General features: G+C 49.1%; 19 protein-coding genes and 2 tRNA genes. 10 read left to right on the forward strand and 11 right to left on the reverse strand.

The annotated features are described in order from the left end of the window. Positions 1–10 precede the first annotated feature (10 nt). Positions 11–96: transfer RNA gene (locus tag SGBXF1_RS09270), tRNA-Leu, on the forward strand. A 262-nt stretch (positions 97–358) separates the two neighbouring features. On the opposite strand, the gene SGBXF1_RS09275 is transcribed toward SGBXF1_RS09270, so the two are convergent. The 3 genes from SGBXF1_RS09275 to SGBXF1_RS09285 form a co-directional block, all read right to left on the reverse strand. After that, positions 359–1,261, reverse strand: a complete 903-nt coding sequence (locus SGBXF1_RS09275; protein ID WP_238321021.1) for an AbaSI family restriction endonuclease — start codon at positions 1,259–1,261, stop codon at positions 359–361. A gap of 1,132 nt (positions 1,262–2,393) precedes the next feature. After that, on the reverse strand, positions 2,394–2,624 hold the full coding sequence (locus tag SGBXF1_RS09280) for a hypothetical protein (RefSeq protein WP_037419586.1): 231 nt from the start codon (positions 2,622–2,624) through the stop codon (positions 2,394–2,396). A gap of 241 nt (positions 2,625–2,865) precedes the next feature. After that, positions 2,866–4,008 (reverse strand): MurR/RpiR family transcriptional regulator, encoded by a 1,143-nt coding sequence (locus SGBXF1_RS09285; RefSeq protein WP_186428251.1) that lies wholly within the window; start codon positions 4,006–4,008, stop codon positions 2,866–2,868. A gap of 408 nt (positions 4,009–4,416) precedes the next feature. Here SGBXF1_RS09285 and SGBXF1_RS09290 point away from each other — a divergent pair, with 408 nt between their 5' ends. The 4 genes from SGBXF1_RS09290 to celB all read left to right on the forward strand — a co-directional run bounded on the left by SGBXF1_RS09290 (position 4,417) and on the right by celB (position 7,874). Next, complete coding sequence (locus SGBXF1_RS09290; protein ID WP_037419593.1) at positions 4,417–4,722, forward strand: PTS sugar transporter subunit IIB; 306 nt, start codon at positions 4,417–4,419, stop codon at positions 4,720–4,722. A 111-nt stretch (positions 4,723–4,833) separates the two neighbouring features. Then, on the forward strand, positions 4,834–5,160 hold the full coding sequence (locus SGBXF1_RS09295) for a PTS lactose/cellobiose transporter subunit IIA (RefSeq protein ID WP_061807749.1): 327 nt from the start codon (positions 4,834–4,836) through the stop codon (positions 5,158–5,160). Further along, positions 5,153–6,454, forward strand: coding sequence for a 6-phospho-beta-glucosidase (locus SGBXF1_RS09300; protein WP_186428252.1), 1,302 nt, complete (start codon positions 5,153–5,155; stop codon positions 6,452–6,454). The genes SGBXF1_RS09295 and SGBXF1_RS09300 overlap by 8 nt, the downstream gene beginning before the upstream one ends. Positions 6,455–6,512: 58 nt before the next feature. Then, positions 6,513–7,874, forward strand: a complete 1,362-nt coding sequence (gene celB / locus SGBXF1_RS09305) for a PTS cellobiose transporter subunit IIC (protein ID WP_037419600.1) — start codon at positions 6,513–6,515, stop codon at positions 7,872–7,874. A 124-nt stretch (positions 7,875–7,998) separates the two neighbouring features. Here the strand turns inward: celB and SGBXF1_RS23940 are convergent, their stop codons facing one another. Next, the gene (locus SGBXF1_RS23940) at positions 7,999–8,133 is read right to left on the reverse strand and encodes a hypothetical protein (RefSeq protein WP_255212230.1); all 135 of its coding nucleotides are present in this window, start codon (positions 8,131–8,133) and stop codon (positions 7,999–8,001) included. A 164-nt stretch (positions 8,134–8,297) separates the two neighbouring features. Between SGBXF1_RS23940 and SGBXF1_RS09310 the strand changes: the two genes are divergently transcribed. Then, positions 8,298–8,855 carry a GNAT family N-acetyltransferase gene (locus SGBXF1_RS09310; protein WP_130382998.1) on the forward strand — a complete coding sequence of 186 codons (558 nt, stop codon included), beginning with the start codon at positions 8,298–8,300 and terminating at the stop codon, positions 8,853–8,855. A 59-nt stretch (positions 8,856–8,914) separates the two neighbouring features. On the opposite strand, the gene proP is transcribed toward SGBXF1_RS09310, so the two are convergent. The 4 genes from proP to etsA form a co-directional block, all read right to left on the reverse strand. Then, a complete protein-coding gene (gene proP / locus SGBXF1_RS09315; RefSeq protein ID WP_037419606.1) occupies positions 8,915–10,417 on the reverse strand; it encodes a glycine betaine/L-proline transporter ProP in 1,503 nt (500 codons plus the stop codon). 405 nt (positions 10,418–10,822) lie between these two features. Continuing rightward, positions 10,823–12,187, reverse strand: coding sequence for a macrolide efflux RND transporter outer membrane subunit EtsC (gene etsC, locus SGBXF1_RS09320; RefSeq protein WP_186428253.1), 1,365 nt, complete (start codon positions 12,185–12,187; stop codon positions 10,823–10,825). A 3-nt stretch (positions 12,188–12,190) separates the two neighbouring features. Then, positions 12,191–14,131, reverse strand: a complete 1,941-nt coding sequence (locus SGBXF1_RS09325) for a MacB family efflux pump subunit (protein WP_186428254.1) — start codon at positions 14,129–14,131, stop codon at positions 12,191–12,193. Further along, on the reverse strand, positions 14,128–15,312 hold the full coding sequence (gene etsA, locus SGBXF1_RS09330) for a macrolide efflux RND transporter periplasmic adaptor subunit EtsA (RefSeq protein WP_037419612.1): 1,185 nt from the start codon (positions 15,310–15,312) through the stop codon (positions 14,128–14,130). The genes SGBXF1_RS09325 and etsA overlap by 4 nt, the downstream gene beginning before the upstream one ends. 257 nt (positions 15,313–15,569) lie before the next feature. On the opposite strand from etsA, the gene SGBXF1_RS09335 reads away from it, so the two are divergent. The 4 genes from SGBXF1_RS09335 to SGBXF1_RS23945 all read left to right on the forward strand — a co-directional run bounded on the left by SGBXF1_RS09335 (position 15,570) and on the right by SGBXF1_RS23945 (position 16,986). Next, positions 15,570–15,665, forward strand: a tRNA-OTHER gene (locus SGBXF1_RS09335). A 189-nt stretch (positions 15,666–15,854) separates the two neighbouring features. After that, positions 15,855–16,154 (forward strand): sigma-S stabilization anti-adapter protein IraP, encoded by a 300-nt coding sequence (locus SGBXF1_RS09340; protein WP_037419614.1) that lies wholly within the window; start codon positions 15,855–15,857, stop codon positions 16,152–16,154. A gap of 127 nt (positions 16,155–16,281) precedes the next feature. After that, the gene (locus SGBXF1_RS09345; protein WP_037419616.1) at positions 16,282–16,785 is read left to right on the forward strand and encodes a YlaC family protein; all 504 of its coding nucleotides are present in this window, start codon (positions 16,282–16,284) and stop codon (positions 16,783–16,785) included. A gap of 69 nt (positions 16,786–16,854) precedes the next feature. Next, positions 16,855–16,986, forward strand: a complete 132-nt coding sequence (locus tag SGBXF1_RS23945; protein ID WP_017892391.1) for a hypothetical protein — start codon at positions 16,855–16,857, stop codon at positions 16,984–16,986. Between the two features lie 630 nt (positions 16,987–17,616). On the opposite strand, the gene SGBXF1_RS09350 is transcribed toward SGBXF1_RS23945, so the two are convergent. From SGBXF1_RS09350 to mdoC, 3 genes are all read right to left on the reverse strand, one after another. Further along, positions 17,617–19,338: a potassium/proton antiporter gene (locus tag SGBXF1_RS09350; RefSeq protein WP_037419621.1), complete on the reverse strand. Its 1,722-nt coding sequence runs from the start codon at positions 19,336–19,338 to the stop codon at positions 17,617–17,619. A 302-nt stretch (positions 19,339–19,640) separates the two neighbouring features. After that, a complete protein-coding gene (locus SGBXF1_RS09355; protein ID WP_037419623.1) occupies positions 19,641–19,868 on the reverse strand; it encodes a hypothetical protein in 228 nt (75 codons plus the stop codon). 324 nt (positions 19,869–20,192) lie between these two features. Then, positions 20,193–21,323, reverse strand: a complete 1,131-nt coding sequence (gene mdoC, locus SGBXF1_RS09360; RefSeq protein WP_130380192.1) for a glucans biosynthesis protein MdoC — start codon at positions 21,321–21,323, stop codon at positions 20,193–20,195. Positions 21,324–21,431: the final 108 nt, after the last annotated feature.

Genomic DNA, 21,431 nt, shown 5'->3' on the forward strand with positions numbered 1-21,431 from the left:
ATTTTCCCGAGCCCGGGTGGTGAAATCGGTAGACACAAGGGATTTAAAATCCCTCGGCTTATGGCTGTGCGGGTTCAAGTCCCGCCCCGGGTACCAGGAAAATAAATTCAAGAATAACAAAGCAATAAGTAGTAATGTCGTGACCGCCGGAAGGCGGTTTTTTTGTATCTGAAATTTGGCTGGCCGTGACAAAATGATACCAGCTTGAAAACGTAGGATTCGAAGCAAAAGGTAGAAAGAGCCCGCCGCAGTTTGTCACGGACTCAATATTGTACAGAGTATTATGGGCCCGACATAATGCAAGCAGACTTGGTGCTACTCAGGATATAGTGGCAATGGACTATCACGAAAAAATGTACTACTCGACAGTTTGCTCCACGGGCTTATGAGAATAGGTCTTGGCGCGTATAGCGATGCGCTTCCAGCAAAGGCCATCGTTGATATTACTGTTCTTGCGGTCTATCTGATACAGCCCTTTAAAGCGATATAGGACACTCCCAAGATTATCTTTGGCCTTGGCAAAAACTAAACGCTTATCTGGGCTTGATCTATCTAACCAGTGTTGGAAATGCTCTTCGACTTTTCCAGCATGCTTGTCTTTACTTAACTCCCAAATAATTTCTTCATCTTCAGAAATGCGATTGTTCCATAAATCATTTTCAAAGAGCTTAGGGAACCAAAGTAGTATATCTGGCTCATGGGGATGCTTGGCACCAGCTCGTTGATAGTGTTTATAGTCGTGACCGAAGCAATTGCATGCATCAGTAATACGACGGAACGCGATGTTATCATGTAAGTCAATGTAACCGCGCTTGATGTGTGGTTCTATGGAGAATTCACTTTCCATATCCCATGGAGTAAAATCCGCTCCCAATTCAGATATTTTTCTTCTTATAGTTGTAACACATTTGTCAATAGAGCGATTTATCTCTTCGAGGGTAGATGCAATAGGGATGTGCAATACCTCATGTCCAGTGGCGTCAATGATATCAGCTTCACGTAATTGATCTTGAGGCACTTGACTGAGGTGATGTGGTTCGTCTACTTCGATATGCAAGTTGAGTAATGGGAAATAGAGGTCTGTTAGCGCACGTCCTGAATCGCGTTTTACATACTGCTGAGTGATGAATTTAACATCATGCCGGTTTAATCGATGAATAACACCAGTTACTGCATACAGTTCATGTTTTTTGTTGTGGGTTCTAGCGAGTTGCCGAGCGATATATTCGTATTGGGTAATCATTTTACTAAAATAATGCATGTTATAATCGGTGAGTTGATAGTAACAGTTTGTTTAAGAAAATACTGGTGAAGTCGGCGATTACTGGTTGGTAAATCCTATATGTTAACCGGTAACTAATTGTAATTATTAATGTGATTGGAAATTGCAATGAGTAATTATTAGTTAGGCTAATATAGGCAATGTTGCTTATTACACATTGAGAAGTACACCTAGATGTTAGTAATGCCGCATGTGATTTATTGGGGTATTACTGACTGTATATTGTATCTAATCCTAGAGGAAGGTGGTAAAAAATCTGTGTTTTTTAAGCCGATGGGGTTGACTTTACACAGTACCTGATTGGTTATACTTACGGCTCGGAAAAGATCGACAAGGTTGTGATTATCAGAAAAATGTTCACAGCCTAAACACTCATATTCATACATCCTTCAGTGTACCCACCATATCCACTTCCTCTACATACAGAGGGTTATGTCTACACAAACTAGCAGATGCAGGTACCATCATGGTTGCTATCGGTCATTCCATAAGCATTTCTGACGTCGCCTCACAACGCCGGTCTATGAGCTTGTGCAATCTGCATAAGAGTCATAATGTTAATTGCCTTGAGACGCAGATTCTTACATGAAAGTGAGCCGTTTTTTAAGGACGACTGGCGATAAGTGATATATAACCAAATAGTGCAAAAGATAAGGGGAATCGGATGAGAGGGGGATTATTTTTGCTGGCTGTTTTAATGCTATCTGGTTGCTCAGGGCCTTTGGGATCAATCTTGGGTGTTATTCCTCAGCATTCTGACATTTGCCCACAGGGGAGAAACTCGATTACTGGTGAATGCCGTTAGTCATCAGAGCTTAAGACGTCGTATCTAAAACGATTCACTCCGTGCCTGCATTGTTTGGTCAACGTGTACATTTTCCCAACACACCACGCTGTTATGATGTGGTCAGCCTGGCATGTAGCCTGCCACATAACGTCATTAAGACCCTATCCGGTTATGTAAAACCGGATATTGCCTTTTTAAGCATCAGATCTTAACTCCCCCCCAGTAGTGGAATCTCATCCGCACTACAGTTCGCCACTAACATCATAGCTACGACGACGAGGATGGAGATGATGGTGCATAGATCCGACTTGCGCATGCTGCTCCTTAGCGTCCAGTGACACCGATGACTTCGATTGCTGCCCTGTGCAGCTTTTGGCAGTAGTCGTCGGGTTGTTTTTCGATCTCTTTGATCAGATAGGCGAGAATACTTTGCTTGCTGATAGGTGTGTTCGCAGAAAGCACCTGAATGACGCTTTTACCGACCAGATGATATATGTGCTCACGGTACGTCTCGATATCTTTATCGCTGAGTCCGTAAAGGGAATAATCGATCATAAAAGTTTACCGCTGGTGGAATTTAAAATGCCAGCCGAAGCTGGCAGAGAAGCCATATAAAAATAAAGTCCTGCAAATTCCACTTAGGTTGATATCTATGTGGAAGGTTTACGATAACGTAGTAAGAATATTCCTATCAATAGGTAACGGCAATCCAGATGGCTAATTAGGAAAATCCTCAGGTTATGCGCATAGTGCGGGCCGTGCCGGAGGAGGAACTGAACGGTATAGAGATACAGATTTAATCTTCCGTCTGCGAGCTCAGGCTCTCAGGCAGTAGATGCGCCAGCAGCAGGTCGAGAGTTAACATCAGTCCATAACGTGCAGCGCTACCGCCACTGAGTGGCAATACTTTATCGGCCAATTCGGCAAGTGTACTGCCTGCTGGGGCCACGGCTATACGGTAAGCTCCAGTAGCGCCGGCCAGCTTTGCGGCGTTAAGCAAATCAGTGTTTTCCCCACTCATTGATAGCAGAACTACGCATTGCTGCGTGCTAAGTGTGGACGCTGTCATCCGCATTAGCGCAGCGTCCTGACAGGCGAAGGCGGGATAGCCAAGTCCGACCAAGCGTTGCTGCAATTCATTGACGTACAGCGCCATGCTATTTACACCAAAAATATGCACACTTTTGGACTGGCTTAATTGTTGGCAGGCTTCGATCAATGCAGCATGCTCTACCTGCTGCAGTTGCTGATGCAACGTGGTTTCTATGTCATTAACGCGTTGCAGCCACAGGCGCGGTGGTCCATTGGGGGCCGTTTGCGCGGTTAAATAGCGTGAACCGCTGACGCTGGCCTGGGCCAATTTCATTCGCAAATCGCGAATATCATCACAACCAATAGTTTTGGCAAAGCGCGTGATAGTTGCCGGACTGACACCCGCCTGGCTGGCGAGTAGCTCAATGGTAGCGGAGGAGGCGAAGGCGATATCGTCCAAAATGGTTTGCGCGACCTTTGCTTCCTGCTGGCTGAGCTGATTTTGGCGTGCGCGGATCTGATAGACAATGTCGCCAATATCTTCACAACCAATGGATTTAGCAAAACGACTGAGCGTTGTAGAACTGACGCCAGGCAGCTTACCGATACAGGCGGCTGATGCGAAAGCGATATCCATGCCGCCCAATACGGGTTGAGCCACCGCGGCTTCAGCCTTTGCCGGCACGGGCTGGGTACGCATCAAAGAGATAAAGTCGTTAAGATCCTGGCAGCCAAGGGACTGAGCAAAATGAGCGACGATCTCGGTACTGACACCAGCACGTTCGGCCAACTGTTCAATGGTTGCCTTTGACGTGAATCCGGGATTATCCAGGATGGTCCGGGCAATTTTCGCTTCCTGGCGATTGAACGGGCTTTGGCGAAACTGAATGTGGTAAACGAGATCCATGACTGCAATGCCCCTTCTGTTATGCCAATCGGCGATCTGTGCTCCAAACTAGCCTGTTTTTCACACGGCATAAAGCAATACACAGAAGAATAAAGTACTGAAAATAATTTTCAATTCATCCTGCATGAAAACGAGATGCTCCTCTCATCGTTTAATTGTTGATAATTTATCCTGCTGTTTTTAAAGAATAAAACGGATTTTTTAATTCTGTCTCCAAATAAAACTCAATCGTTGATCACAGCGTTGAAAAAAATTTTCATGATAATTTTTATTTAACATTTTGTTTTTAAAGGATTAAGTAAAAAACATAATCAAATCCTATGGATCTAAGGTATTTACAAGCGTGTTACAGCATTGTTTTATATTTGCACAGCCGAGGTGGCTAGTAACAATCGGGACACCCAAAAAATGCAAACAATCGTCTTATGCTGCGCTGCAGGAATGTCTACCAGCATGCTGGTACAAAAAATGAAAACCGAGGCACAAAAACGTGCTTTGGATATCGAAATTGAAGCCGTGCCCGTAGCGGATTTTGAACGCATCGTTGAAAGGGCGGACATTGTGCTACTGGGGCCACAGGTGAAATATGAACATGCGCGGCTTTCGGAACTGGCTGCCCCATTAGGCAAAACCGTCGCGGTTATTGACATGTTGGATTACGGCACCATGCGTGGTGATAAGGTGCTGGATAAGGCACTGGGCCTGTTGGGCTGATAACACCCTGTGGGGCATAGCCCCTCACACCCTATTATTGATTGATTTAGAACGGGTTATTTTATTAATCCGTCGGGGATTGCTGTGCCTGGAATCAGGCGAGGGGAGGTAATGATGGATTTGGAAACGAGCGTTATGGAGCTGTTGGTTCATGCTGGCAGTGCACGCAGTTCGCTGCTTTCGGCACTGCAACTGGCACGGCGCGGTGAGTTTGATGCTGCGGATGCCAAACTGGAAGAAGCAAAGTCTGGCATCGGTCGGGCGCATAGCATGCAGACGGAACTGATAGGCATGGACGAAGGCTGTGGAAAAATACCGGTCAGTTTAATTCTGGTGCATGCGCAGGACCATTTGATGAATGCAATGCTGATCCAGGATCTGGCCACCGACATGATCGAGCTTTATCGTCGTTTACCTCAAGGGGCAGGCAATGACTAAAATAACCGTAATTGGTGGCGGCAGTAGTTACACGCCAGAGCTGGTCGAAGGATTGATTGCACATTATCAGGATGTGCCATTGACCGAGCTGGCGCTGGTGGATGTTGAATCCGGTCGTGAAAAAGTGGGCATCATTGCCGAACTGACCAAAAGAATGTTCAGGCGTAACGGGCTGGAACAGGTGGTCGTTTCGGTGCATTTTTCGCTGGAAGCGGCCATTCGTGGTGCCAGCTTCGTGTTAACTCAACTCCGTGTGGGGCAATTGGCAGCCCGCGCTGCTGATGAACGTCTGGGGCTCAAATATCAACGTCTGGGGCAGGAGACAACCGGAGTCGGTGGTTTTGCCAAAGCGCTGCGGACCATTCCGGTGATGTTGGCGGTCGCACGTACGGTAGAAGCGGTCGCACCAGATGCCTGGATTATCAACTTCACCAATCCTGCCGGGATCGTCACCGAAGCGGTATCACGCTACAGCAAGGCGAAGATCATTGGGGTGTGTAATGTGCCAATCACAATGCACCACATGATTGCCGACATGCTGAAAGCGCCGCACGATCAGGTGGATCTGCGTTTCGCCGGGTTGAATCATATGGTGTGGGTACACCAGGTGACGCAAAGCGGGAAGGATGTCACCGCCGACGTATTGGACATGCTGAGTAATGGCGAAACACTGTCGATGAATAACATCAAAGACCTGCCGTGGCCTCCCGCTTTTTTACAGGCCCTGGGGGCGATTCCGTGCCCATATCATCGCTATTTCTATCAAACGGCGGGAATGCTGGAGGAAGAGATAGAAGCGGCTGCGGCGCAAGGGACCCGGGCTGAGCAAGTGATGAAAGTTGAGGCGGAGCTATTTGCTTTGTATGCCGACCCGGCATTGGATAAGAAACCAGAGCAACTGAGCTTCCGTGGCGGCGCGTTCTATTCAGAGGTGGCGGTCGAGTTGATCCGTGCCATTCATAACAACAGCGGCAAGGTGCTGGTGGTGAACACCCGCAATAACGGCGCTATTCAGGGACTGCCGGACGATGCGGTGATTGAAACTAACTGCGTGATCGATGCGCAGGGTGCACACCCACTGAGTTTTGGCCCGATGCCACTGGCAATGAATGGGTTGACTCAGCAGGTAAAAGATTTTGAACGGCTGACGATTGAGGCCGCAGTGCATGGCGATCGTCAAAGTGCACTGTTGGCGCTGGTCGTGAATCCATTGATTGGTGGTGTTGGCATTGCGCAACCCTTGCTCGATGAGGTGCTGAGCCTGAACCAAGCCTATTTACCGCAGTTTAATTAAGTCGAAATTCCATAATAACAATCACGACAGAACCGGTTTTGCCGGGCAGGGGGGGATGATGGCGGGTTTAAATAGCATTCTTGAACGTTACGTATTGCCGACGGCGTTAAAAATCGCAGGGCAAAAACATATTTTGTCGGTGCGGGACGGCATAATTCTCAATATGCCGTTTATGTTGATTGGGTCGTTCTTCCTGATCTTCGCCTATTTGCCGATCCCAAGTTATGCCAACCTGATGGGGGAGGTGTTTGGTGCAGCCTGGCGGGACAAACTGCTGTACCCGGTTAAGGCAACCTACGACATCATGGCAATTATCTCCAGCTTTGGTATTGCCTACCGGTTGGCGGAAAAATACCGTGGCATGGACCCGCTGAGTACCGGTGCTGTTTCGCTGGTGGCGTTCATCATGACGATTCCCCAACACACGCTGTTTGCGCCTGTGAAAGGGGCTGCCGAGCAGATCGTCAAAGGTGTGTTGCCGATGAATTTTATCGGCAGTCAGGGGTTGTTTGTGGCAATTGTCGTGGCGTTGCTATCGACGGAAATCTACCGTTTTGTGCATAACCGCAATCTGGTGATCAATATGCCGGAAGGGGTTCCGCCAGCGGTAGCTAAATCCTTCTTGGCGCTGATTCCGGGCTTTTGTGTGTTGGCGGTAATTTTGTTGTTGCGTCTGATCGTCGAAGCCACGCCGTTTGGTGATATCAACACCATGATTGCTACGTTGATCGGTATTCCGATGCACCATGTGGGTGGAACACTGCCGGGGATGATTTTCTCGGTTATCCTGATCGGCCTGCTATGGACGTTGGGACTGCATGGGGATGCCATTGTATTGGTATTTATTCAGCCGGTTTGGCTGGCAAACATGTCGGAAAATTTGGTCGCGTTTCAGAACAACCAACCGATCCCACACATCATTACTCAGCAATTTTATGATCTGTGGATCGCCCCCGGCGGAACAGGGGCCTTATTGGGATTGGTCATCTTTATGCTGGTGCGCAGCCGTAGTGCGCAGATGAAACAGTTGGGTAAAATTGCCGCGCCAGGTTGTCTGTTCAACATCAGCGAACCCATGGTATTCGGTATTCCGTTGGTGATGAACCCGTACTTCTTCCTGCCGTTTATTTTGACGCCGGTCGTCTTGGTGATCGTGACTTACAGTGCGATGGCAACCGGGTTGGTAACGCCTCCGGTCGGTATTGCGTTGCCATTCACCACACCGATTTTCATTAGCGGCTATTTAGCCACCGGTGGGCATATATCGGGAACGGTGATTCAAGTCGTCAACTTGCTTATTTCAATGGCCATTTACTACCCGTTCTTCCGGGCCTGGGACAAGCAAAAATACCGCGAAGAAAACCAGGCTTCGGCATCGGTACAAAATGCCGTGACGGGTGAACAACCGTTGACGCCATAACCAGGCGCACCCTCTGCGTCGGTCAGCACCACCGATGTAGAGGGTGACGAAAGTTGCGTGTCATGACCATGCTAATGCCGCCGCAAGGCGGTTTTTTATTTGGTATCGTGGGCGATCAAGCACGTTAGCGGAGGCTTTCGATCCAGTGGAAAATGCGTGCAAGGTTGGGGGTGATATCGCCGATATTAAATATCGCACCTACCCATACTGCAATCATGATTGCCACTCCAATGACAACCGGCAAATCCATTTTACTCATTGGTTATCGTCTTCAATGGGTTAACAAGTTTTCAAGCCTAGCATTAATCGCTGCCAGGATAAAATTTCAGTCTATTCTTGCTTGGGTTTGGCAGCCTAAAAGGCTCCCTGCATGGGCGCAGTGTTACGCTATTCTATTGGATTAGTGAATTAAGGAGGAGGGTGATGAAAGAGTTAACTTTAGTTGGAAATGACCTGCGACTGAAGATTTTGACGGTTGAAGATACGGATATCGTTCATCGTTACTTCCACGAAAATCAGCATCACCTCTCACAGTGGGAGCCGATTCGGCCTGAAGATTTTTATCGTGCAGAGGTAATTCGTCAGCGGTTATGCCATGCACACAGTGACGCTGAGCAGGGGCTGGCTTATCAGTTCGGGATTGTTAATGGTACTGGTACCGAAATGCTGGGCGCCTGCAATTTTTCCAATATTGCTCGTGGCCCTTTTCAGGCCTGCCATTTGGGGTATTCAATTGCTGCACGCCATGAAGGCAAAGGCATTATGAGTCAGGCATTGAGTGCTACCATCGAGTACATGTTGGGAGAATTGGATCTACACCGGATTATGGCCGCTTATATTCCGACAAATACCCGGAGTGAAAAGTTGTTGCTGCGTTTGGGTTTCGAAAAAGAAGGCTATGCAAAATCCTATCTCAAAATTGCCGGCCGCTGGCAGGATCACGTACTAACCTCGTTGATCAACCGACGGCATGCAGAGTAACCATCAGCGTAGAAAGCCAAAAAAAGCCACCCGAAGGTGGCTTATCGTCAGAACGTCGGTTAGTCCAGTTTAGGGTGCTGGTCGATCAACGTTTGTTTTTTCTTTTCCAGCTCGGCGATCTGCTCATTGATATCATCGACTTTTTGTTCGATGTTGTCGTAGGTCTCTTGCAGCAGTTCCTTGGCTTCCGAACGGTCTGAAGCAGCCGGTGTGGCACCGCGTAGCGGTTTATTAGCGGTTTCCTTCATGTACAACCCGGTGATCAGACCGATCACCGCGACGACCATCAGGTAGTAGGCCGGCATATAGAGGTTGCCGGTTGATTCGACTAACCAGGCGGCAACTGTCGGCGTTGCACCGGCAACCAGTACCGAGATGTTGAACGAGATCGCCAAGGCGCTGTAGCGAATGTGTGTTGGGAACATCGCAGGCAGAATAGATGCCATCACGCCAGTGAAGGAGTTGAGCAATACGGCCAATACTAATAGGCCAACGAAGATCAAACCAATTACATTACTGTTGATCAAAATGAAGCACGGAATAGCCAGTGCGAGCAGGCCTATACTACCGCCGATAATAAACGGCTTACGGCCGATGCGGTCACTGGTCAGGCCGATGACCGGTTGCACAAACAGCATACCGATCATGACGGCGATGATGATCAGGACACCGTGGTCTTCCGAATAATGCAGATTATGCGACAGGTAACTCGGCATGTAGGTCAACAACATGTAATAAGTCACGTTGGTCGAAATGACGATACCGACACATACCAGCAGGCTTCTCCAGTGCTTGGCTGCAATCTCCTTGAATGAAGTCTTCGGTGGGTTTTCGATGGCGTTGCGATCTTCTTTCTCCATCTTATCCACATGTTGCTGGAACGCAGGCGTTTCTTCCAATGCATGACGCAGATAGAGACCAATTAAGCCTAATGGCGCAGCGATAAAGAACGGAATACGCCAACCCCAGTCGAGGAAATTAGTTTCACCAACGATGCTGGAAATCAGCACGACGACGCCAGCACCCATCACGAAACCAGCAATGGAACCGAAATCAAGCCAGCTTCCCATAAAGCCACGCTTTCTGTCTGGTGAGTATTCGGCAACGAAGATTGCTGCACCAGAGTATTCGCCACCTACTGAAAAGCCCTGCGCCAGTTTGGCCAGCAGCAGTAAGATTGGTGCCCAGATACCGATCGACGCATAAGAGGGGATCAGGCCGATGCAGAAGGTACTTACCGCCATAATAATAATGGTGATGGAAAGGACTTTTTGGCGGCCGAATTTATCGCCCATCGAACCAAAGAAGATGCCACCGAGCGGACGAACCAGGAAGGGGACAGAGAAGGTTGCCAGTGCGGCAATCATCTGTACGCCGGGAGTGGCGCCAGGGAAAAAGACTTGTCCAAGCGCGTAGGCCACGAAACCATAGACACCAAAGTCGAACCACTCCATTGCGTTGCCTAATGCAGCCGCGGTAATTGCCTTCTTGAGTTTGCTGTCGTCAATAATGGTGATGTCATTAATATGCATCGGCTTATGTCGTTTTTTTCTTAACTTCATATAATCATCCCTTAATCAATTTTAGTCGTACGTAAATTCGCAATCCTTCTGCCCAGTTATCAATTTGGCTAATCTGAGTGCTTTGCACAGAGATCGGCTATTGCCATTTTTTGTGTGACGCGAATCACGTAATATCTCAATTTTCACCGAGAATATGTCATTTAGGTGACTAATTATTTTGCATGTATAGCTTAACGTTATATCTGGCAGCGATCAAATTTAGCAGTTTATCTTATGTATTTGCACCGAATTAGTGCAAGAATAGGTTAACTATTGTGCGTATTGGTGTTTTTTTGTCTGGTTGCGGATGCGTAAAGTATAGGAAGAAATGCGACAAAAACAGGCAATATTAATGTATTTTGCTGGGGGTGAAAAATGGCCCGGCGGGAATGCCAGGCCGATGTGTTATTGCGGGGAGCCCCCAAATTCCAGATAAAGTTGCGCCAGGTTTTGATACTGGTCAAAACGATTTTCATCCAGAGCCAACTCCGCCAGTCGGCGGCGATGTTGTGCATCTAGCCAGAAATTAATGGGGACAGCGCCTTGCCGGTAACGGCTCTCATTTAGTTGTTCAGATTTACGCGCTAATGCCAGTGCAGACTGAAAATGCTTCTCTTGCGCGAGTAATTGCGTTCGCAACGATAAGGCATTATCGACATCGGCCATGGCTTTATAGAGTGCCTGTTTAAACTCAAGGACCTGCAGTTCATAGTCACTGCGGGCAATTTTGATATCGACGTTCATTTGCCGCCATTCCAGGAACGGCAACGACAATCCAGCCCCCACAGTGGCCAGCGGATTACGCAAAAACTCCAGCAAGGCACTGCTACTGGCACCTAAAGAGCCGGTCAGGCTAAAAGCCGGATAGTACTGAGTGCGTTTTATGTCGACGTTGGCCAGCGATTCACGCAAGCGAAGTTCTTTGGCACTGATATCCGGGCGATGATGCAGGACGCTAACTGGAATACCTGCATTGATTTGTGGTAGCGGGCCGGTTGGCAGACGTGTGGGTTCAACTAATGCGCTGCCCGGCGGTGCACCTAACAGAAGCGTCTGTTCGTTCAACGCTTGCTGACGTTCACGCAGCAGGGCCAGATGGCTGCTTTCTTGATTGATCAGGCTCTGCTCGGCATCCACGACGTCCAACGAAGAGACGCTACCTGCACGGTAACGGGCGTTTGCCAATTGCAGTGTTTGTCGAGAGTACGCAATGCTTTGCTGACTGACGCCGATCCGTTGATTGATAAAGCCGATATGCCAATAGTTTTTACTGACGCTGGCGAGCAACGCTAAGCGTGCACTTTGTAAATCCTGTTGGGTAGCTTGGCTTGCCCATTCTGCTGCATCCCGTTGCCGTGCCAATTTACCCCACAGGTCTACCTCATAGCTGACACCAAGGTTAGCACTGCTGCTTTTGTTCCAAGCCGATGAATCGGAAAGGGTAGTATTTGCACCGCTATTGAGTGACGCGTTCACGCTAGGTGCCGTGCCGATATTGACTCGCTGTGCTGCCAACTGGGCACGGTAGACGCGTAACGCCGCGGCGGCCAGATCGTTGTTGCTTATCATCACCTGTTGCAGCAAACGGTCTAACTGGGGATCGTGGAAATCATGCCAGTCAAAGGGAACCGGTGTGGCAGTTTCGGTACTTGAATGCCAGTGGGCTGGGTAGCTCACCTTTGGTGGCTGATACTCACTTTTAAGGGTGTTGCCGCAACCAGCACTGAGAAGAGCTGCGACACCTAAAGCCAGGGGGGATAAAATTTTCATAAGTTACTCGCTGGCCAGTGAAATGACCGGATCCATCCGCGCCGCTTTGCGGGCCGGGAGATAACCAAAGATCATGCCGATTAGAGTGGAGCAGCAAAAAGCCACGGCGGCGGCCTGCCAGGAATAGATGGCGGTCAACATGCCGCCTGCCAGCAGGGTAAACATCGAGCCGGCAGCGAACGACAGCAAAATACCCAATACGCCGCCGATAAGGCAAACCAGCACGGCTTCGATCATAAATTGCTGCATTATGTCGCTACGTCTTGCACCTACCGCCATGCGCACGCCGATCTCATGTGTCCGTTCTGTCACTGAAACCAGCATGATATTCATCACACCGAGGCTGCCGATGATCAGCGAAACCGAAGCAACCATCAGAATTAGCAGATTCAGGGTCATTGACGTGTGCTCGATCGATTTGCGGTATTTATCGAGATTGAACAGCATAAAGTCTTTGGCACCGTGGCGCTGGGTAAGTAACTGATTAATGGCGCTGACGGCGGCTTTATTGGAGACATCATCTTTCAAACGTACACTGATACTGCTAAGCGTCGGCTTACCCACCATGCGGTACATCACAGTGGTATAAGGCATCCAGACTCTGATGCGGTTAGGCGCGGAATCTTGATTACTTTGAACTACGCCAATAACCCGTGCAGGCACCGAGCCGAGAAACACGATTTGCCCCAATGGCTCTACGCCGAACTCACCAAACAGCGAGAGGCGTGCATTATCGTCAATGATCACTTCCTGCAACGCGTTACGATCATCCCGGAAAGTGCTGCCTTGTAACAATGTCAGGCCGTTAACGCGAAAATAATCGCGTCCTACGCCGTTGATCGAGGCCGTTGCCGATTTGCTGCGGAAACGAATACTGTCAGAGGCGGTAACCTCAGGGCTGACGCTATCGACAAAGCTCTGGTGAGCCAGTGCGTCTGCGTCTGCGGGCACCAAGGTACGAATGCTGTCGATTGCGTCATCAAAAAAATCGCGTCCGGGATAGATGCTGACGACGTTCGTGCCCAGTCCTTTAATGTTCTCCAGTGTGCGCTGTTTGGCTCCTTCGCCCAGGGCAACCACCGTCACCACCGCCGCAATGCCGAAAATGATGCCGGTCATGGTCAGCGCAGTGCGCAGGCGATGGGCGTTCATAGCCTTCAGCGCCATCTGTAACGATTCGCGGGTGCGATCGAGCAAGCTCTGCCAGTAACCTTGTACCACTGGCTGGCTTTTTTGCATGGAGGGAAGAGGATCAGGTGATTTGCGCCCGCTGTCGGCAACGATCTCGCCGTCCTGCAGTTCGATGATACGTTGCGCATGCTGTGCCACTTTCATATCGTGGGTCACAATGACAACAGTATGGCCGCGTTGATTAAGCTCGTTGAGGATTTCCAGCACTTCCCGCCCGGATTTCGAGTCCAATGCGCCGGTGGGTTCATCCGCCAGGATGATTTCGGCACCGTTGATTAATGAACGGGCGATACTCACACGCTGTTGTTGGCCGCCGGAAAGCTGGCCAGGTTTGTGGTGTTCACGGCCTTCTAACCCGAGTCGAGCCAGAAGTTGTGCGGCGTGTTGGCGACGTTGGTCACGTTTGCTGTTGGCGTAGATCGCTGGGATTTCAACATTCCCCAACGCGCTGATATCCGGCATTAAATGATAACGCTGGAAAATAAATCCGATATGTTCACGGCGTAGTTTGGCCAGTTCGTCTGGTGACAGGTGAGCGGCATTATGCCCATTGATGTAATAGTCACCTTGGTCCGGCACGTCCAGACAGCCAATAATATTCATTAACGTTGACTTACCTGAACCTGATGCACCGATGATGGCGACCAATTCCCCGGAGGCGATCGTCAGGTTGATGTTTTTCAGTACGGTCAGTGGCTGGCTGCTGTTGGTGTAGGTGCGACCAATGCCTTTCAACTCAATGATGGTATTCACAGTGATAAACCATCCTCGCCAGCTTTGGCATTTTCCTGTGCCAATACGACGTTTTCACCGGCTGTCAGTCCTGACAAGATCTGAATATCAACGTTATTGGTAATACCGGTTTTTACGTCGCGCATTTCCAAGCGGTTATCACTGGTCAGTACTTGCACTTGCTGTTTTTTGTCGGCGGTTTTATGTACTGCCTGAGCGGGTATCAGTAACGTGTTCTTTGCTTCGCCCAGCAGCAGTGAAACCTGAGCTGTCATGGCAATTCGCAGCCGATTGTCTGCATTGGGCACGTCCAAAAGCGCGTTGTAATACACTGACGCATTGGACGTCCCAGAGCCTGACGCTGAACTGCTACCGGAGAGAGAGTCGTCTTTCATTACCGACTCAGGGGCTAACTCGACAGTGCGCAGTGTGGCGGCATAACGCTTGTCTGGTTCGGAAAAAATCGTGAAGTAGGCTTTTTGTCCCTGAGATACGCGAGTAATGTCGGCCTCGGAAATCTGCGCCTTGATGGTCATTACGTCCAACTGAGCCAGTTTAACGATGGTGGGGGCGCTTTGGTTGGCGTTCACCGTTTGCCCTTGCTGTGTAATCACTGCAATCACGATACCGTCCATGGGAGCCAGGATTCGGGTATAGCTCAGATCGACCTTTTTCTTGTCTACCTCAATCTGTGCTTGCACGATACGAGCATTCAACGCGACCAGTTCAGCGCGTGTGGCGGCGAGAGTAGCCTCTGCCGTTTCAAAATCTTCACGTGAACCTGCTTCATCATCGAGCATGCGCTTTTGGCGTTTAAAGCGAGACTCAGCCTGTTTCAACAGCGCTTGTTTGGCCTGCAAATCAGCCTTGGCAACGTTCAGCGCGGCTTCGGCGTTGCGCAGATCATTGCGTTGTGGCAGATCATCAATGTCGGCGATGGGTTGGCCTTTGGTGACTCGCTCGCCGAGTTTAACCTTCAGGGATTTGACCTGACCAGACACCTGCGCGCCCACGTTAACCCGCTCGAATGCATCCAGCTTACCGGTGGCCAATACGGCATTTTCAATACTGCCCTGACGGACCGGAGCGGTAACATAGGCCGCCTGAGAAGGGGTTTGCAGAGAGAAGATTGCAACCAAGATGAGTACGACCAGTAAAGCACCGGCGAGGATAAACGCCAAATGGCGCGGTGTGACTTTCATTGTGTTATCCATAACAGAGAAAACGATGATCCCAGAAAGTGTAATAGTCGCATCCAGCGCTTTAACTAACAATAAACACGCTGCAGTCGATGCTATAAAAGTTTCATTTGCTAACTATCGCAGGGTGAAAGCAATGGGTGGGCCTGAAGATAAAGCAGGCGGAAACATAAGATTTCTCTGTAAAATCAGTTGGTCATGTCTCGATAACTTGAATCCATAGCATTAATATGGATAATGGCGCCCCGAAGCGAAGGAATGCGCTATTAACTCAGTTGGCAGAGTGATTGGTTTTATCATGCTTATTTTGGCTACAAAATTGATAGACGCGGGTTCGAGTCCTGCATAGCGCGCCAGCTTCCTTCTTAAGGAATAGCTATCGTAAAGCGCACCCGGGTTGATTTGCACTATCGGCTCCTTGTTGGGATTTTCGGGTGTGCTTTCCCGTAACCGTTTCTCTTCCTTTCTTTTATCTCCTTCTCTTGTGATCGTTCTTTGCTAAACTGAGATCAGGCAGGTGTGCTGCCCGGCAACAGGAGATCGCTATGTCTGAGTCCGATCAACTGCAGGAATTATTGCAACGTGTAGCGGCACTTGAGGCCAGAGAAAAGTCGCTAACGGCTGCTTCCAACGCCTATCAGGCGATCATCACTACTATGCTCGGTAACCTGGAACAACAGGAGCGGGACAAGATTATTGCGATGATCGATCAGGCCCATGAGCTTGCCTATGCACGTGCTATTCAACGTTGCAATGAGCCACAGAAACAAAAAATCAAACAAGCCGACGATATCGCCCAGCGAATGTTTATGTTTGCCCAAGGCAAAAACTCTCTGCAACGCTAGTTGCCATGGGTATAACAGTTGCCGATTTTAAATTGCATAACTGATCTACCTGGGCGAACTGTACTTGTGTTAATTTGAAGAAAGATTATTGCTATCAATAATGCCCCCCAGGCATAAGGTTGTAACGATGGACGCGATTAAAAGCATCTTGGTAAAGGAAATCGAGCGGATCAATCGACAGGAAGGGCGCGACGGCAAGCTGCGGTTTAACAGCGAATTTGCCCGTGATCACCGTTACCTGTGCCTCGCTATGTTTGCCGGTTATTTCGCTGTGATCGCCGTGATGTACCAGGTTCCTTATATGGGCTTCATTTCGTTTTTAGCATTCACCGCCTTTGTTTTATTCATGTTCGCGATGCTGCTGATTGAAATCAAACCGGTTTATCGTTTTGAGGACATCGGGGTGTTGGATCTGCGTGTATGCTATAACGGCGAATGGTATTTCACTCGCGCACTCTCTCCACAGTCGGTAAAGGCCCTGTTGGATGAGCCGATGATCGGTGCGGCGATGAAAACACGCATGCAGGAAATCATCGCCAATAAAGGCGAGATCGATTTTTATGACGTCTACGATCTGGCGTATTCAAAGAAGCCGCAGGATGAGCAGCCGCAGGTGGCAGTGCTTAACTGAAGGGTTTCAGACTGCGCGGTTGTCGATTATACTCACGCTTTGAAGCCTGATAAGCGTGTGGAGTTTACGATGAGTGATGATATTTTCGATTTTGATATCGATGCAGAATTAGCGCAAGCAGAAGAAAAAGCGGCGCAGAAGGCGAAAGAGCTCCCCGAGATCCTTGAGGACGAGGCGGACTGCGAAGGTTGTAAGATCTGATTGCCATCGCCAATAAAAAAACCGCTGCGGCGGTTTTTTTATGTCTGAATCGAGATATTGCAGGCAAAAAAAAGCCCGTTTCAGGCGGGCCAACACTTAAGTAGTATGAGGGTTTATTTTTATTACTGTCTACATTGAGCATACGCGCAATGGTCTTCAAGAGATGTCGGTGTATTGTAACAAAATGGTTGTTGCTATGTTTCTCTGTTACTTGCGCCAGGCTGATGCTTAATCCAGCACGAATCCCCAAATCAGCAGCACTGCCACGGTAATCAGGCAGAGCGCGGAGACGGTAACCAGTACTTTTCCTAGAATATCTTTTTCTTGTTGCTGCTGTGCCACGTTACAGTTATCCAATTAAGAGTCTATGGATCAAATCGGCGATACCTAAATCCAGCACTATGATCGTCAGTGCAATACCGAGCATGGCCGATAGAAATCGAGTTTTACTGTTCAAATCAATACCCATCACCGCAGTGCGGTGTTCCCAGAGTAAAGGTTAAAACGTCGGGCTGAACGCCCAGTTTTGATAATTACAGAGTTTAAGAACCTTTCTCAACCTATAAGTTCCGTCTGTTTTGAGGTGGCCGCTGCGGGCAATGACACGCAACGGCCTATGTTGCTGAAGGATCAGTCAGTAACAATTCTTACGCCAATCTTACTGATCGCATTGCCATCCATTTCGGCAATGGTCCAGGTCAGGCCATCCCATTCAACCTGATCGCCCACCACAGGTTCACCCCCAATCAGTTGAATCACGAATTGGCCGAGTGTTTGCTGCTCATCCACACCTTCTTGCAGGTTAAGCCCATACACTTGAGAAATGTCGCTCAGACGCGCGTCCGACTGCAATATAAAGTCGCCGAAGAAGCGCTCATCCAACGTCACCACCGGTGCCTGACTGAACAGTTTCCCCAAGACAGGTAAATCATGCTCATGGCCGATAACGCACAGAATGTCATCTTCACGTAGTCGTGTGCTGCCGCTTGGGTGCAACAACTCCTTTCCGCGGAAGAGTGCAGCAATGCGCGTGCCGGGGGGCATTTTAAGCTCCCGCAGGGCAGCCCCTACACACCAATTTTCTGACGAGAGTTGATAAACAAACTGTTCCCACTGGTTTTCCGGGTGTACGTCTAACCCAACCCGTGAAATCGGCGCCAGTGCAGGTGGCACGATCACCTTGGCTTTCTTCGCAGCGAATGACAGCGTTGTACCTTGCAGTAGCAATGAAACCAATACGACGAAGAAAGCCACATTGAAGAACAGCTGCGCATTCGGCAACCCAGCCATCATTGGGAAAACGGCAAGAATGACCGGTACGGCACCGCGTAAACCGACCCAGGAGATAAAGCTGCGTTCGCGCAGGGTAAAACTACGGAACGGCAGCAACCCGATAAACACCGAAAGTGGTCGGGCGAACAAAATCATCCACAGCGATAACAGCAGGGCAGGGATGGCGATAGGCAACAACTCGTGTGGATTGAGTAGCAGCCCCAACACTAAAAACATGCCGATTTGGCTTAACCAAGCTAAACCGTCAAAGGTTTGAACAATGCCATGCCGGTTGCGGATAGGGCGATTGCCCAGCATCAGGCCACACAGATACACCGCCAGGATGCCGCTGCCGTCCAGTGCTGTTGTCAGCGCAAAGATTAAAATGCCGCCGCTCACGGCCAGCAGTGGATACAAGCCTTCAGCCAGCTTGATATGGTTGATTAACGTCAGTAACAGCCAGCCGCCGCCAAGACCAAATACGATCCCCATACCAAACTGTTGCAGCAGGTGGAGAGGGAACATCCAGCTCAGGGTGGTTTCGCCGGCGGCGATCATCGCAATCAGGGTGATGGTAAGAAACACCGCCATTGGGTCGTTGCTACCGGATTCAATTTCCAGTGTGGCACTGACACGCTCGTTAAGTCCTTTTCCTCCCAGCAGTGAAAATACTGCAGCGGCATCGGTGGAACCGATAATGGCGCCAATCAGCATACCCTGCAGCAGATCGAGGTTGAACAGCCAGGCGGCTGCTAGCCCGGTCAACCCGGCGGTGATCACCACGCCGATGGTTGCAAGAGAAAGGGCTGGCCAAAGTGCAACACGGAATGAACTGACGCGGGTACGCATACCGCCGTCCAGCAGAATCACGGCGAGAGCCAGGTTGCTGACGAGATAGGCCACAGGATAATTACTGAATACGATGCCGCCTGGCCCATCGACACCTGCCAACATGCCTATGGCCAGGAAGATGACCAGGATGGGGATACCCAGACGTGAAGAAAATGAACTGAGAAGAATACTTGCTCCCACCAACACGGCACCGATGATGAACAAACTGTTAATGGTGCTGGCATCCAAAATAACGTTCTCCTGCAGGCTGGGGGAAAGGCGTTGCGCGCGGGCGCAGATACCCCATGATGATAGCCTGTTTTTTAGGTAAAACGCCAAGGCTGATTCGCAAAACATTTTGCATTTATTGTCATTTAAGGGGGAAAGCCTGATGAAGAGGGGAGAAAGCGGTGAACTTCCTGCTTTTATCTATATTTATCAGCTTGCTGTGGTTCTATTCGGACAATAAAACCCGTTTTTCATTGCGGTGAGGGAAAGAAAAACCATTAAACCCCCGCGAGGAGGCTTAATGGTTTGCAGGCAGGGTGTCGTTAATGATCGAGTGATTGCAGGGCTCGCTTGATCAGCTCAGAAGCCAGTTTTCGTTCTGACTCTGAAATGCCATCAAGGTTAAGGCTGGAAAGCTCGGTGACCAGAATGCTGCGATCCTTGCCGCTGATTGACGAATCCAGCGCGGAGAGTAACCGACCAAGGATTTTCAGTAGGGTGGCATTTTCCGGTACGGCTTCCTGAGCCGAAGTGTCTTTATCATCAGTCATTAAAAATCCTCTCTGTCGTGACGGAAGGGAGATACTGCAAGCATTGCCGTGATAACGACAACGCCGCCCCTCAGGGTTCATTGAGCCCAATCGCTACCGTAAGGCAGGGATGTGGATTTCTGCTTATGCGTTGCAGTTATAACAACTCGCAACAATATGCTCCAGCATAACTTTGCCTTAACTTTCGCCATCGGTGTGAGCAATGTGTGCTCAGTACCTGAAATGGGGGGCAGTTCTGGCGTGAAGCGAATGATATCGGTTCTGATGTACAGCGGTATGACAATGAAAAGCCCGGCCAGCTGAAACGATGACCGGGCGATTGGATTATTGCGGTTTTCCCGAGAACAAGAAACGGATCAGCGGAATGCGTTTGTGCAACTCATATAAGGCGAAGGCACAGGAGAAGACAAACACCAAACCCACCACGAATCCCAGCAGGTTATTGTTGATATACGGTGTCACAAAAGCGCCATATATCAAGGTTAGCGGATGGTGCACCAGATATATAAACAGAGACGCATTGACCAGATAAGTGATACGCGGCGAGTGATAGTTCAGCAGGTTATGTCCGAATGAGAAAATCACGTTGGCCATCAAGATCCCCAACACGGTTTTGATCAGCACTTCCAGCTCAAACATATAGCTACTGTGGGCCAGATACTTCTGATTCAGCATGTAGGCTATGAACAACAGCACGGAGCCCAGCAGCGACCAAGCCGAAGGTTTGAGAAAAATCTCTTTAAGCCACACGTACTTAAATGCGTATGCGCCAAGGATGAAGAACGGCAGGTAGAACATCGTCTCCATCACCACGAAATTGAACAAGCCGTTGGAAAGTAAATGAGGTGCGAAAATTAAAATAATACGGTGCGCGGCCGAATAGCATAACGCATAAATAAGAAAGAACAGTGAGATGTTTCCTAATCCAGTCATTTTATTTATTGGATAGGGAATTACATGGTTTTTTTGCGCCTTGATTTTTTTGAAAAGATAAAAACAGGCGGTGGTCAGTAATGACAGTGTTAATAAAAACCACAGGTGAGAAACCAGTTCCCAAACTGTTACATTTATTTTTTGGTAGAGCGAAAAATTGTCCCAGCCGTTTAATTTATCTGTGAAATATTTCAGCATGAAAAATTGTGGAACAGTTATTAAGGGGATCGAACTCAGCAATGGGATTGCGACGCGTTCCAGTCTGACCTTCAACCACTTATGGCGTTCATAGCGCTCATAGAGCATGTAGGAGAAGTAGCCTGAAATCACGAAGAACACCTGCATGCGGAAGGCATGGATGAAGTCGTTCAGCACTGTCAGCGAGAAGGAGGGCGTGGCACTGTTCACTGCCCAGGCATGGCTGGAATAGATCAGAGAGAGATGAAAAGGGATGCCGAGCAACATCAAATAAGCCCGGATCGAATCGAGGAAAAACTCGCGTTGGTTGCTGCCGTTTGTCATAGGTTACCGCTGGTGATTTTATCGAGTGGTCATTAACACGCTTAATAAGTCGGCAATAGTTAAATCGCAATCCCAAACCCTACTATACCGTTTCACATTTTTCCATAG

The organism is Serratia grimesii (assembly GCF_900186025.1).
In the GTDB taxonomy this organism is placed as follows: Bacteria; Pseudomonadota; Gammaproteobacteria; order Enterobacterales; family Enterobacteriaceae; genus Serratia; species Serratia grimesii.